The organism is Actinopolyspora mortivallis DSM 44261, from assembly GCF_000384035.1.
Classification (GTDB): domain Bacteria; phylum Actinomycetota; class Actinomycetes; order Mycobacteriales; family Pseudonocardiaceae; genus Actinopolyspora; species Actinopolyspora mortivallis.
The window spans coordinates 3,750,059-3,762,920 of record NZ_KB913024.1; the positions used below are offsets into that span (position 1 = coordinate 3,750,059).

General features: G+C 70.2%; 13 protein-coding genes, 1 pseudogene and 1 CRISPR repeat array. Of the genes and pseudogenes, 3 read left to right on the forward strand and 11 right to left on the reverse strand.

Annotated features, from left to right (window positions below; translation table 11 throughout):
- Positions 1-61: 61 nt before the first annotated feature.
- The 4 genes from ACTMO_RS0117560 to glf form a co-directional block, all read right to left on the reverse strand.
- Entirely contained in the window at positions 62-1,282 is a 1,221-nt protein-coding gene (locus tag ACTMO_RS0117560) for a decaprenyl-phosphate phosphoribosyltransferase (RefSeq protein WP_019855991.1), read from the reverse strand.
- Positions 1,275-1,862 (reverse strand): phosphatase PAP2 family protein, encoded by a 588-nt coding sequence (locus ACTMO_RS0117565; RefSeq protein ID WP_019855992.1) that lies wholly within the window; start codon positions 1,860-1,862, stop codon positions 1,275-1,277. The genes ACTMO_RS0117560 and ACTMO_RS0117565 overlap by 8 nt, the downstream gene beginning before the upstream one ends.
- Positions 1,863-2,019: 157 nt before the next feature.
- On the reverse strand, positions 2,020-4,131 hold the full coding sequence (locus ACTMO_RS0117570; RefSeq protein WP_019855993.1) for a glycosyltransferase: 2,112 nt from the start codon (positions 4,129-4,131) through the stop codon (positions 2,020-2,022).
- A gap of 1 nt (position 4,132) precedes the next feature.
- A complete protein-coding gene (gene glf, locus ACTMO_RS0117575) occupies positions 4,133-5,320 on the reverse strand; it encodes a UDP-galactopyranose mutase (protein ID WP_019855994.1) in 1,188 nt (395 codons plus the stop codon).
- Positions 5,321-5,555: 235 nt separating this feature from the next.
- On the opposite strand from glf, the gene ACTMO_RS0117580 reads away from it, so the two are divergent.
- Positions 5,556-6,632 carry a peptidoglycan recognition protein family protein gene (locus ACTMO_RS0117580; RefSeq protein ID WP_019855995.1) on the forward strand — a complete coding sequence of 359 codons (1,077 nt, stop codon included), beginning with the start codon at positions 5,556-5,558 and terminating at the stop codon, positions 6,630-6,632.
- A gap of 64 nt (positions 6,633-6,696) precedes the next feature.
- On the opposite strand, the gene ACTMO_RS0117585 is transcribed toward ACTMO_RS0117580, so the two are convergent.
- On the reverse strand, positions 6,697-7,509 hold the full coding sequence (locus ACTMO_RS0117585; RefSeq protein WP_026449361.1) for an HAD family hydrolase: 813 nt from the start codon (positions 7,507-7,509) through the stop codon (positions 6,697-6,699).
- A 138-nt stretch (positions 7,510-7,647) separates the two neighbouring features.
- Between ACTMO_RS0117585 and ACTMO_RS0117590 the strand changes: the two genes are divergently transcribed.
- Both ACTMO_RS0117590 and ACTMO_RS22585 read left to right on the forward strand, forming a co-directional pair.
- Positions 7,648-8,526: an LLM class flavin-dependent oxidoreductase gene (locus ACTMO_RS0117590; protein WP_019855997.1), complete on the forward strand. Its 879-nt coding sequence runs from the start codon at positions 7,648-7,650 to the stop codon at positions 8,524-8,526.
- 104 nt (positions 8,527-8,630) lie between these two features.
- The gene (locus ACTMO_RS22585; RefSeq protein WP_026449363.1) at positions 8,631-9,275 is read left to right on the forward strand and encodes a hypothetical protein; all 645 of its coding nucleotides are present in this window, start codon (positions 8,631-8,633) and stop codon (positions 9,273-9,275) included.
- 34 nt (positions 9,276-9,309) lie between these two features.
- Positions 9,310-9,864: a CRISPR direct-repeat array (repeat unit 38 nt; unit sequence GTTGCGATCCTCGCCAGCCCCGAAGGGCTGGCGCCACC).
- Positions 9,865-10,200: 336 nt separating this feature from the next.
- Here ACTMO_RS22585 and ACTMO_RS0117600 read toward each other — a convergent pair.
- The 6 genes and pseudogenes from ACTMO_RS0117600 to ACTMO_RS23335 all read right to left on the reverse strand — a co-directional run.
- A complete protein-coding gene (locus ACTMO_RS0117600) occupies positions 10,201-10,665 on the reverse strand; it encodes an Imm1 family immunity protein (protein ID WP_019855998.1) in 465 nt (154 codons plus the stop codon).
- Positions 10,662-11,405, reverse strand: a complete 744-nt coding sequence (locus ACTMO_RS0117605) for a DddA-like double-stranded DNA deaminase toxin (RefSeq protein ID WP_019855999.1) — start codon at positions 11,403-11,405, stop codon at positions 10,662-10,664. The genes ACTMO_RS0117600 and ACTMO_RS0117605 overlap by 4 nt, the downstream gene beginning before the upstream one ends.
- A gap of 12 nt (positions 11,406-11,417) precedes the next feature.
- The gene (locus tag ACTMO_RS0117610) at positions 11,418-11,684 is read right to left on the reverse strand and encodes a hypothetical protein (RefSeq protein ID WP_245556225.1); all 267 of its coding nucleotides are present in this window, start codon (positions 11,682-11,684) and stop codon (positions 11,418-11,420) included.
- 69 nt (positions 11,685-11,753) lie between these two features.
- Positions 11,754-12,077, reverse strand: a complete 324-nt coding sequence (locus ACTMO_RS0117615; RefSeq protein ID WP_084792214.1) for a hypothetical protein — start codon at positions 12,075-12,077, stop codon at positions 11,754-11,756.
- A 42-nt stretch (positions 12,078-12,119) separates the two neighbouring features.
- The gene (locus ACTMO_RS23965; protein ID WP_019856002.1) at positions 12,120-12,251 is read right to left on the reverse strand and encodes a hypothetical protein; all 132 of its coding nucleotides are present in this window, start codon (positions 12,249-12,251) and stop codon (positions 12,120-12,122) included.
- Positions 12,252-12,399: 148 nt separating this feature from the next.
- Positions 12,400-12,862, reverse strand: a pseudogene (locus tag ACTMO_RS23335) (hypothetical protein); the annotation flags it as partial.

Here is a 12,862-nt window from a genome sequence, read left to right on the forward strand (position 1 = left end):
ACGTCCCGGCCGGGTTCGGTGTTCCCCGCCCCGGCACCAACCGGTTCCCCCACGGCAACGACTACAGGTAGAAGGCCAGGAACAGGAATCCCGCCAGCATCCCGAACAGCAGCAGCAGCACCCGGTCCTTGAGCGCCACCTCCTCGGGTTCGCCGGCCACTCCCTTGTCCACGTCCACGGCGTAGCGCAGGATGCCGATCACGAAGGGGATGATGGAGATGATCCCCCACCGGGAGTTGTCCTGGTGCTGGATGTCGTAGGCCCACAGGCTGTAGGACATGATCATGATCGCCGCCGAGATCGCCCACACGAACCTCAGGTAGGAGGCGGAGTAGGCCCGCAGCGACTTACGGATCTTGGCACCGGTCTCGTTGGCCAGTTTGACCTCGGCGTAGCGTTTGCCGGCCACCATGAACAACGAACCGAACGCCACCACGATGTAGAACCACTGGGTGATCACCAGCCCGGCGGCGGCGCCCCCGGCCACGGCGCGCAGCAGGAAGCCGGAGGCCACGATGCACAGGTCGATCACCGGCTGGTGTTTGAGTCCGAAGCAGTAGCCCAGCTGCACGCCCACGTAGACGGCCATCACCGCCAGCAGCGGCATACTCACCAGTGCCGAGAGGGCCAGCGAGCCGACCAGCAGCAGTCCGGACACGGCGTAGGCCACCGGCAGCGGGACCAGCCCGGCGGCGATGGGGCGGTTGCGTTTGGTGGGATGCGCCCGGTCGGACTCGACGTCGATCGCGTCGTTGACGAAGTAGATCCCGGAGGCGGCCATGGAGAACACCACGAAGGCCATCGCCGCGTCCAGCAGCACCGGCCCCCGCAGCAGCGCCCCGGCGGTGAACGGGGCGGCCAGCACGAGGATGTTCTTGACCCACTGCTTGGGGCGCAGCTCGCGGACCAGCCCGTTGAGCAGCCCGGGCAGGGTTCCCGCCGCGGCGACCACCCTCGCGTGGTAGGCCTCGGAGGCCTTGTCCGTGCCCTCCCGTTTCCCGGAGGCCTGGGCGTCGTCCTCCAGCGCGGCGGCCTCGCCTCCGGCCTCGGAGCCGATGACCCCTTCCGAGTCGGTCTCGATCCGCCGCTCGGTCTCCCGTGTCTGCCGCGTGGGCCCCCCGCCGTTGGTGGAGGCACCCGTTCCGTCGGCGCCCGGTTCGGTGGCCAGCTTCGTGCCGCCGTGTCCCGCCGACTCGTCCCGTTCCTCGGCCCGGTGTCCGCGTTCCGGGGACGCGGTGGGCTCCTCGTCGAGCTGAAAACCGGTCTCGTTGTTGTCAGCCACGGTTCCTCCGCCGTTCGAGGTGGCGACGTACTCCCCACGCCACGACACCGCCGAGCGTGGAGCCGGCGGCCACGTCGCTCGGATAGTGCACGCCGAGCACCAGCCTGCTGACCAGCATCGGTGGCACCAGGACCGGGCTCAGTCGACGGCCGAGCAACCTGCCGTAGAGCGCGGCCGCGGTCGTCGTCGAGGTCGCGTGCGAGGAGGGGAAGCTCAGCCTGCTCGGGGTGCTCACCAGCACCCGCACCCCCGGGTCTCCGGGTCTGCTGCGCCGCACCGCCCGCTTGACCGCGATGGAAGCGCCGTGCGCGGCGGCCACCCCGGCTGCCGAGGCCACCCACTCGGCACGGCGTCCCCGGTCGAACAACGCCCCGAGCGCGCCCAGGGCCAGCCATCCGATCGCGTGGTCACCGAACTTCGACATACCTCTGGCGACCGTAACCACAGGTTGCTTGGCCAGCACCTCCTGCACGCCCCGCACGGCCACGGTCTCGGGCGTGACCTCGCGTGGCGGCTGCCGCCGCGAGTCCTCCAGCTCGGTCTCGTCGGCGGCGGGCGCGGTGGTCAGCTCTGCGTCCACTTCTTCTCCGGCTTCCTCTCGGGCGGCGGCACGGAGGTTGTCGCGCCCACCGGCGGGGTCTTCCGTGCTCTCGGCCGCGGGCGGTACTCGACGACACGGCCATCCGGGAACGGGTTCCCTCCGGGCGGGCGCCGCCGCTCCCGGATGGCCGCCGCACTCACTCGTACATCTGCTTCCACGACTCCGGGCTGGTCAGCTCCGGCAGGGCGGAACGATACGCCTCCCGCAGACTCGGCCACTCACGGACCAGCCTGCGGTAGTCTGCCACGGCCCTGAGTCCGAGCCTGCGGAACTCCTCCGGGTCGCGTCGCCGGAAGGCGGTCCCGCTGCCGTCGGCGGTGGAGACGGTGGCGCTGTCCAGCGCGCCCAGCAGGAACCACCGCGCGCTCTGCGAGGGGATGTTGAGCTGGGGACGACGCCGGGCCTCGGCGGAGGGCTGTTTGAGGTTGTGCAGCAGCGCCTTCGAGGCACGCCGCGCGATCCGGCTGGTGCGCACCGGCGGGTCCAGCAGCCGCTCGGCCATGATCGGGTCGGCCGTGGGCGGCGGCAGCTCCCCCGCCGAGGAGTAGGTGCGCGCGTCGTCGTAGTCCTCCCTGATCCGGCGCACCTCGGGCAGCGCCGTGCGTAGGCTCTCGAACAGCCCCCGTGGGCCCGCCAGGAAGTCCTCCACGGCCTTGAGCTGGATCGCGACGGTCGAGTACTCCATCGAGAACAGGTGCCGCAGGGTGAGCTTGAAGCTCTGCTTGAGCAGGTTCCTGCGCACCGAGTCCGGGCTGTGCAGCGCGGCGAGGATCAGCCGGTTGCGGGTGTGGAAGTAGGCGGTCCAGTCCGTGGCGTCGTTCTTGTCGGTCCACGGCATGTGCCACACCGCCGCCCCGGGAAGCGAGACCGTGGGGTAGCCGTGCTCCCCGGCCCGGACGTGGTACTCGGCGTCGTCCCACTTGAGGAACAGCGGCAGCGGCAGTCCGGTGTTCTCGATGACCTCGCGGGGGAACAGGCACATCCACCAGCCGTTGTAGGTGGAGTGGATCAGTTTGTGCAGCTTGCTGCTCTTGCGCAGCGGGTACGTGGCGAAGTCGTGGTCGGTGGCGGCTCCGGGGGCGGCGCGCCACATCGCGGCGCCCAGGTCGACCACCTCGCCCATGGTGTGCAGTCGGGAGCGGGCCTGGAGGTTGAGCATGTGCCCGCCGACGATGACCGGGCGCACCGAGGCACGGGCGAAGGCGTTGGCCCGCAGCACCCCGTCCGGTTCCAGCGCGATGTCGTCGTCGAACAGCATCACCTGCTCGGCGTCGGAGTTGTACACCCCCTCGTACATCACGCGGGTGAACCCGCCGGAGCCGCCGAGGTTGGGCTGTTCGATGACGTGCAGCTTGTCCCCGATCCGTTGGGCCGCCTCGTCGAAGCCCTCGGTCTCGCGGATCTTCTGCCCGCCCTGGTCGGCCACGACCACCCGTTCGACGAGGTCGAGCACCTGGCTGTCCTCGCCCAGCGTGCGCAGGGTCTGCACGCAGTCGGCGGGGCGCATCGTGGTGGTGCCCACCACGACGCGCTGGCGGGGCAGGGCGAGGTCGGTGGTCCAGGCGGCCTCGTCGATCTCCAGTTCGCCCTCGTTGGTGAACAGGTCGAACCAGATCCAGCCGCCGTCCTCGAACGGTCTGAGCGAGATCCGGAACTCCAGCCAGCGCCACGACTTCGGGGAGGACACCCGGGTGCCCTCCAGGTGGACGACGTCCCCGTCGGGCTTGGAGCGGTAGACGTCCAGCCGCCCCGAGCCGCGTGCCTTCAGCCGCAGCACCACCTCGTCCAGGCGGGTCCAGCGCTTCCAGTAGCTGGCCGGGAAGGCGTTGAAGTACGAGGCGAAGGAGACCCTGGAGTTGGCCGGGATCCGCACCGAGCGGCGCGAGAGCACGGTGGCCCGCTGGGACACCTCGCTCGGCTCGTCCAGGTACAGCGGGCGGGCGTCGAGCGGGTCCTCGGCCCTGGGCAGCAGCACCCGCTGCAACATCTGGGTGGGGCTCACCTTCCGGTGGCCGGTACGTACCGTGGCCGAGTCACTCAGCTTGCTCTCCCCCGCCTCGGGCGAGTCGAACGTCTCCGGAGCTGGCGTCTCGTCGCCTCCCTCCGCGGAGGCGGCCTGCTCCCGGGCCGACTCCGCCGCGGAACCGGCCTCGCCGTGTTCCCGCTGGGATTCCGCCGGCGTGGGCTCCGTCTCCGTGGCCGGTGAGCCCGTCGGTTCCGATTCGGCTGGGGTAGTCCGGTCAGTCACGTCAGTCCTCCATCGAGCCGTCCAACGAGCGGCCCTCGGTGAAGTAGGGGGAAACCTTGTTGTCGAACATGCTCAGCGCCGAACCGATCGCCATGTGCATGTCCAGGTACTTGTAGGTACCCAACCTGCCGCCGAAGAGCACCTTGCGCTCCTTCGCCTCCCGTTTGGCGAGTTCGCGATAGGTCTCCAGCTTCGCCCGGTCCTCGGACGTGTTGATCGGGTAGTAGGGCTCGTCGCCGCTGTCCGCGAAGCGCGAGTACTCCCGGACGATCACGGTCCTGTCCTTGGGATAGTAGTCCCGTTCGGGGTGGAAGTGCCGGAACTCGTGGATCCGCGTGTACGGGACCTCCTCGTCCGCGTAGTTCATCACCGGGGTGCCCTGGAAGTCCCCGGTGTGCACCACCTCGGTCTCGAAGTCGAGGGTGCGCCAGCCGAGCCTGCCCGCGGAGTAGTCGAAGTAGCCGTCCAGCGGCCCGGTGTAGACCACCGGCACCTCGGGCAGCTGGTCGCGCACCTCGAAGTAGTCGGTGTCCAGCCGCACCTCGATGTTGGGGTGGTCGGCCATCCGACGCAGCCAGGCGGTGTACCCGTCCACCGGCAGGCCCTCGTAGGTGTCACTGAAATAGCGGTTGTTGAAGGTGTAGCGCACCGGCAGGCGGGTGATGTTGCTGGCGGGCAGTTCCTTGGGGTCGGTCTGCCACTGTTTGGCCGTGTAACCGCGCACGAACGCCTCGTAGAGCGGCCTGCCGATCAGCGAGATCGCCTTTTCCTCGAGATTGGTGGCCTCGGCGGTGTCGATCTCGGCCGCCTGCTCCGCGACCAGGGCCTTCGCCTCGTCGGGGGTGAAGGCGCGTCCGAAGAACTGGCAGATCAGCCCGAGATTCATCGGGAACGAATAGATCTGTCCCTGGTAACGGGTGAAGACCCGGTGCTGGTAGTCCGTGAAATCCGTAAAGAGATTCACATAGTCCCAGACCCGCTTGTTCGAGGTGTGGAAAAGGTGGGCACCGTAGCGATGCACCTCGATTCCCGTTTCCGGCTCGGCCTCGGAGTAGGCGTTCCCCCCGATGTGGTGCCTTCTCTCCAACACCAGCACCCGCTTGTTCAGCTGGCTGGCGGCACGTTCAGCGACGGTAAGTCCGAAAAATCCCGAACCTACGATGATCAGGTCATAGCCTCCGAAGCTCACAGCCGCGAGGGTAGCTTGACGAGTTCCACCACGCGGGCGGCGGGGACTGCGCCGCGTCACGACAACGGCCTCGCTCCCCACACGCCCGGGTGAACCACGCTTGCCCTGCCGGGTCACCGCCCGGGCCCGCGGCGCGAGCCCCCCTCCCGATCCGCGTCCAGCGAGCGCACACCACGCCCCGGTCCCATACTCGCCGGAACCAACCGTCCACCGGTTCCGCAGAACGAGGTGCCGCATGTTCCGCGCACTGGCCACCGCGACCGTGGTGCTGACCACCACGGCACTGCTCACGGCAGCGACCACGGAACGACAGCAGGACCCGGCCCGAACGGACCCGGACCGCACCACGGCCGAGCGGGTGGACCTGTCCACGGCCCCCAGGAGTCGGGCCGAACCCGCCACGCGCACCGTGCGCACCGAAAAACCGTTCAGCATGGTGGCGCTCACCTGGAGCGGCCCCGCCCCGGACCGGATGCTCCTGCGCCCCCACCGGCCGGACGGGCCGGGCGAGTGGCAGCGACTGACCCCACTCGGGCGGGACGCCCCGACCGACACCGCCCCACCGGCGGCGACCCGGGCCCGCTGGATCGGCCCCACCACCACCGTCCGGATCCGGGCCCAGCGGGCGGGTCGGGACGTGACCGGGCGCCTGCGCCTGATCGCGATCAGCCCGGCTGCCACCCCCGTGGAGACCGCACCGGAACCGCGCGGGCCCCGCCCACCCGTGGTCACCAGAGCCGAGTGGGGAGCCGACGAGAGCGTGATGCGCTGGCCCCCGGAGTACGCCGCCACCACCCGGGCCGCCGTGATCCACCACACGGTGGAGACGAACGACTACACCTGCGCCGACTCGGCCCGGGTCGTGCGGGGCATCTACCACTACCACGCGGTGGAGCTGGGCTGGGGTGACATCGGCTACCAGGTGCTGGTGGACAAGTGCGGCACGCTGTTCGAGGGCCGCACCGACGGGTTGGACCGGCACGTGGTCGGCGGCCACACCCGGGGGTTCAACGCGCAGACCTTCGGGGTGGCGCTGATCGGCGACTTCCGGACCGCCGTGCCCTCCGAGCGGGCGTTGCGCGCCGCCGGGGACGTGGCGGGATGGAAACTGGGCACCACCGGCAGGGACCCGCTGGGGCGGACCACCCTCGTCTCGGGCGGCGGCCAGGGCAACAGGTATCCGGAGGGCACCGAGGTGCGACTGCCCCGGATCTTCTCCCACCGCGACGTCGGCGAGACCTCCTGCCCCGGCGAGCACCTGTACGCGCGACTCGACCGGATCCGCGAGCACGCGGCCGACCGGGCCGGGTGAACGCGGAGAACACCCCGGCGCCGGGCGGCCCGCCACGGGCACCGTCACCCGGTGACGGGTGGCGTTACCACCAGCGCTCCAGCACGGCGGCGACCCCGTCGGCCGCGTTGTCCGCGGTCACCTCGTCGGCCGTCTGCCGCACCTCCGGGTGCGCGTTGCCCATGGCCACCCCGTGACCAGCCCACTCCAGCATCGGGACGTCGTTGGGCATGTCCCCGAAGGCCAGCACGTCCTCGGCGGCCACACCCAACCGCCCGGCCACCCGGGCCAGGCCGCTGGCCTTGTCCACCCCGGCCGCGGACAGCTCCAGCAGCCCGGAACCGGTCGAGTAGGTGACCCGCACCCCGTCCCCCAGCACCCGCTCGGCCACCGCCGCCATCCGGGCGCTGTCCATGTGTTCGTGCAGCACCAACAGTTTGTCGGCGGCCGTGTTCACGAACTCCTCGAGCGGGGCGACCCGCAGGTCGGGGTTCGGCCAGCACCGGTGGAAGTCCGGCTCGCCCAGGAACTGCTCGTCGACGCGGTCCCGCGCGGCACCGGTGGAACGCTCCACCCCGAAGGAGCACCCGGGCAGGGCACGCCGGAGCGCGCCGGTGGCCGCGCGCAGTGTCTCCGGGCCGAGCGGGTGGGAACCCACGACGGTGTCGGTGGCCGCGTCGTAGTGCACCGCCCCGTTGGAGCACACCACCGGCCCCGCCACACCCAGCTCCCCGACGATGCGCGGCACCCACCGGGGAGGCCGCCCGGTGACCAGCACCAGCGGCACGCCCGCCGCGTCCACCGCCCGGGCGCGCTCAGCGGTGCGGGCACTCACTCGCTCAGAGGGATCGAGCAGGGTTCCGTCGAGGTCGGAGGCTACGAGACACGGTTGACGCACTCCCCCATGATGCCTGGGCAGCGGGGTGCGTGGAACGCGATCCGTAACACTGTCGCCGCACGTTGCGTCGACGCGGCGCCTACCTCTCGTAGCCGAGGCGGGTGAGCGTATACGGTCACGTGTGTGCGCGTTGGGATAGTGATTCTGCCCGAACATCGTTGGTGGGCCGCCGAACCCCTGTGGCGGATGGCCGAGGAGTACGGCTTCGACCACGCCTGGACCTACGACCACGTGGGCTGGGGGGAGCTGGTGGACAAACCCTGGTTCGACGCGGTGCCCGCCCTCACGGCGGCGGCGACCGTGACCTCACGGATCAAGCTGGGCACGCTGGTGAGTTCCCCCAACTTCCGGCATCCGGTGCACTTCACCAGGGAGGTGACGGCGCTGGACGACGTCAGCGACGGACGGTTCCTGCTCGGCCTCGGCGCGGGCAGCCCGGGCTTCGACGCGCGGGTCTTCGGGGAGGAGCCACTGTCCGCGGGACAGCGGGTGGAGCGTTTCGCGGAGTTCGTGGAACTGCTGGACGGCATCCTCACCTCGGACAGCACCGAGTTCCACGGGACGTACTACACGGCGGTCGAGGCGCGCCGCGCGCCGGGCTGCGTGCAAACCCCCCGGGTTCCCTTCGTGGTGGCCGCCGAGGGGAACCACTCCATGCGGGTGGCCGCGCGTTTCGGCAACGGGTGGGTCACCGAGGGACGGCCGCCGGGAACCGAGGTCACCGAGAGCGCCGCCTGGTGGCGTGGTCTGCGGGACAACACCGAACGCTTCGACGAGGCCCTGCGGGAGCAGGGCAGGGTGCCGGGCCGGGTGCCGCGCTACCTCAACGCCGACGCGGGGCCGTCCTACGCGCTGTCCAGCGTCGAGCACTTCCGGGACGTGCTGGGCCGGGCCTCCGAGCTGGGGTTCACCGACGTGCTGGTGCACTGGCCCCGCACCGAGGCGCCGTTCGAGGGCAGGGAGTCGATCCTGGAGGAGGTCGCCAACGAGGTGCTGCCCGGCCTCAAGGAGCGCTAGCGCCCGCGCGGTGGCGCCGCTCCGTGTTCCCGCCTGGCGGAGCGGGTACCGCTGTGGGCGTCGAGGATTGTCGAGGATTCCGGAACGCGGGAACGGGAGGTGTGATGTCCGAACGGGAGACCGCCACCCGACTGCTGGAGGTCGCGGGCACCACCTACGCGGCCCAGGCGGGGATCGTGCTGCGCGACCAGCCCGCGCCGCTGTACCGCCTGCTGGTGCTCTCGGTGCTGCTGTCCACCAGGATCAAGGCCGACATAGCGGTGGCCGCCTGCCGGGAGCTGGCCGAGTTCGGCACTGCCGAGCGGATGCTGGCCGCCGGGTGGCAGCAACGGGTGGACGCCCTGGGCAGGGGGCACTACGTGCGCTACGACGAGAGCACCGCCACCGCCCTGGGTGAGGGGGCCGAGCTGCTGCGCACCAAGTACGGGGGCGATCTGCGGCGGCTGCGGCGGCAGGCCGACGGCGACGTCCGCGAGCTGCGCGCCGGACTGCGGGAGTTCCCCCGGCTGGGGCCGGTGGGGGCCGAGATCTTCTGCCGCGAGGCGCAGGAGGTGTGGCCGGAGCTGCGTCCCTACTTCGACAAGAAGGCGCTGACCGGTGCCGGACGGGTGGGGCTGCCCACCGAGGCGGCGCGGCTGGCGGAGCTGGTCGACGACTCCCAGCTGGCCCGACTGGCCGCCGCCTGCGTGCGGGTCACCCTGGAGAAAGGGGTCGTGGAACGGGTCACCGAGCCCAGCCCCACCGGGTGAGTCCGGCCAGCCGGGGTCACTGACCAGCGGGCCGATTGCGACCCGCGCCAGCCCCGAAGGGCTGGCGCCACAGGGCGGCGCCAAGTGGGAAACGGTCGGGCTGAACCCGTTGCGATCCTCGCCAGCCCCGAAGGGCTGGCGCCACTCGGTGCACTTCTTGTACTCGTACAGCGTCGCTTCCCCGTTGCGATCCTCGCCAGCCCCGCAGGGCTGGCGCCACAAGGTCGAGTTTTCCCAGGTCAGCACGCAAAAGCTGGTTGCGATCCTCGCCAGCCCCGAAGGGCTGGCGCCACCGGGACAGCAGCACCAGCCCCAGCGCCACCAACGCGTTGCGATCCTCGCCAGCCCCGAAGGGCTGGCGCCACCTGTGGGGGTGTTCGCGAGGACCCCTGTGGGGGTGCGGTTGCGATCCTCGCCAGCCCCGAAGGGCTGGCGCCACCGGGACGCCTGGCTTGCCGGGGACTGGGACACCGCCACGGTTGCGATCCTCGCCAGCCCCGAAGGGCTGGCGCCACGAGCTGCACGGCCGCGACCGCTCCTGGGCCTCCCGCGTTGCGATCCTCGCCAGCCCCGAAGGGCTGGCGCCACGGCAGATGAGCAGGGATGTCCGGGATATCCACATCCCGGCTGTGACCGATCCGTGACCGACACGCCGAGCAGAGGCTTGGGAACCTCCCGGCGTGTCGCCACACACTTCCCCTCCCCAACCACCGAGTCCCCCGTCTACGCGGGGTACATGTCCCGATTTTGCCTAAAACCGGCCCACCACGGCCCCGCGCCTGCGGGGAGCACGAACTGAAAACCGTCGGCGAAGCCCTCGAACAAGGTCCATCCCCGCGCCTGCGGGGAGCACTCTTGGTGACCTGCGATCTTAACAATACTTTCCCGCTGTGGGAATCACTGTTGGTTCGGAAAGCAGCGGCGGTCAGTACCAGTAGCCGGGTTGCCATTGCACACAGCTCGGGCGTTGTCCGGTGCGGCAGTACTCGGTGATGGCCTGGCGTGCCTGGTCGAGCGGCAGGGAGGCCGAGGCGGGGAACCACAGGTCGCCCTCGGGGTCGAACAACAAAGCCGGGGTGTCCGCAGTGGCCTGCGGGTTGTGGGAGTCGGCGAGTTGTCCCTGCTCCCCTGTTCCGGGCCGGGCGTCCATGTAGTTCAGGGCGACCCAGCCTCTCGCGGAGTCAGCCGTGATGCGCATCCGGTGCCCCCCGGGGAACTGGGGTCCACCGTCGTGGTCGAACGACAGGCACGGCCGGTCCCACACATAGACCTGCGAGTACCGGGTGCGGAGGACGGCCTCGACGAGCTCGGCGGTTTCCTCGGGGGTGCGGGCATAGTGGAACTCGTGACCGAGGATGGCGGTGACGACGGTGCCAGTGGCTACGGTCATGGGCGGGCCTTTCCGTGGATCTCTTTCGGCTGCGACGCGCCGGGCTGCCATACCACCAACGTGGACCCCTGAGGCAGAATCGCGGCCACGGCGGCCACGGCGGCCTCGCAGTTCTGTTTACCGGGACACATACGATTGTTCAGCACGATGACGCCGTAGGTCTGTCCGCGTTCCTTCATCCGTGGGGCGTATTTCGTTTCCACGTGGGTGTACACGGCGGGAGCACCACGGTCGTCGGCCGGGAACACGGGGGAGTTGTGCAGGGTGAGTCGGGCGCGTTCGGAGATGTCTTCGCGTCCGCTGGTTTCGGTGAGTTCGGTGCCGTCCCGGTCGGAGACCAGCCCGGTGGTTTGTCCGCCGGTGTAGTCGGGCAGCCGCTCGCGCACCCGTTCGCCCCAGGAGCGGTCCCGGGCCGCGTCGGTGGGGACGCGGCCCAGTGTGGAGGGGTGCGGCAGGCTCGGTGGGGGCTGCTCGCCGCTGATGCCGAGGGTGGCGAGGTAGCTCACCAGGTGTTGGTGGGAATGCCCGCACAGCCCCAGCACCTCGTCGACGAGCTCACGGGCGTGCTGGAACAGCGTCACGGCCTGGGCCAGCTCGGCCGAGCTGCTGCCTGGGCCGATCTCGGCCAGGGTGGGCAGGGCGTACTCCTCGATCCAGGCCCACACCCGGTGCAGCTGTTCGGGAGGTACTCGTCCGAGCACGGCGGCGAGGGTGTTGCCCACCTCTTCCACGTGGGACATGCCAGGCCTCTTTCACAGCACGGCGGAGAACGAGCGGACGTGCTCGGCGGCCTGCATCACTGCCTGCGCGGCCTCACCGGCCTTCTCGACCGCGAGACCGAACAGGTGCAACGCTTGCTGCACGTCCTCGTTCGTGCTGGTCCCAGCGACCTGGTGTAGCTGTCCCCGCAGCTCCTCGAGCGTGGTCCGCACGGCTTGCAGCTCGCCGGCGGGCGCGGTGTCGATGACCTGTTGTAACCGGCCGCGAATCTCCTCCAGCATGACTGGTCTCCTGTCCATGAAGTCACCCCGTGATTGGGGAGGTATGGTTTGGCCCCTCTCCCACCAGACGACACCGCCTCTGGGTTGTCAGGCGAGATGCACGGCCAGGGCCAGCAGGGTGAGTTCGAGGGTGTAGACCACCGGTAGGGCCAGGCCGAGGGTGGTGGTTTTCTTGGCGCGCCATTGGCCGAGGCGGAGTCCGGCGATGCCGGTCCACCAGGCCAGGCAGTCCAGCCCGGCCAGTAGGGCGTGCTGGCCCAACCGGATCTGGCCCGGCTGGGTGAGGTGGCCGAGCAGGTCGGCCAGCATGATCAGGGTGACCCAGGTGCTGTAGGCGAAACCGGCCACGGCCAGGCCTGCTCCGGCGCATTCGCGCAGCACGATCGTGGTCACCGGTGAGGGTCGGGGCATGGACGCGCTCCCTGCACATCGGGGTGTCCGACTGTGCGCCGGTCACCGGTCGAACAGGACCATGATGTTCGGACTCCAGACCGGATACCCCAGAGTTCCGTCCAGCCCGACGCAGTACCCGAGATAGAAAACAATTCCCACCGTGACCAGAAAAACCACGAACCGTTGAAGCATGGGGCGTCCTCGCTCACGTCTCGACTACGGGACACGCCCCGGCCGGGCTCGGGGTGCCCGGCCGGGGTGGTGGTGCCACCTGACGGGGGAGGGAAGCTCAGGCGGCACCGGGCTGATCACACACCCGGCGGCGGTGCGGACCAGCGACTCACCGGGCGAACACCCCGCCACCCCACCGACGGGGGCAGATACCCCAACACGTGCGGACACGGCTCACACGGACCACGCCCCCACTGGCGGAGAGCACGCGCCGCGATCCGACCATGAAACGGCCCCCCACGACACACGTGCCCACACACCCCACCGGCCAAGCCCCCACAACCCGCCAAGACAGGTAGGCATGCCAGCGGGACTCGTACACACTGGCCACCCACATATGCCGCGAGAAAGAGAAGACCTCCGCGTCCGGGCCGTCCGTGTCCGGCTCGTCGCCCTCCAACGCGGCCAGCTCGCACAGCCAGGGCTCGTAGGTGTTCAGTGGGCTCGCCAGGGGGCGGTCACTGGCAGCGATCAGAAAGCACAGACATTCCGGGCAGTAGTGGTGCCAGCCCGGCACGATCCGTTGCGGGGGCTGCTGCGGCAGCCGGATGCGAACCCCGCAGAAACAGGCC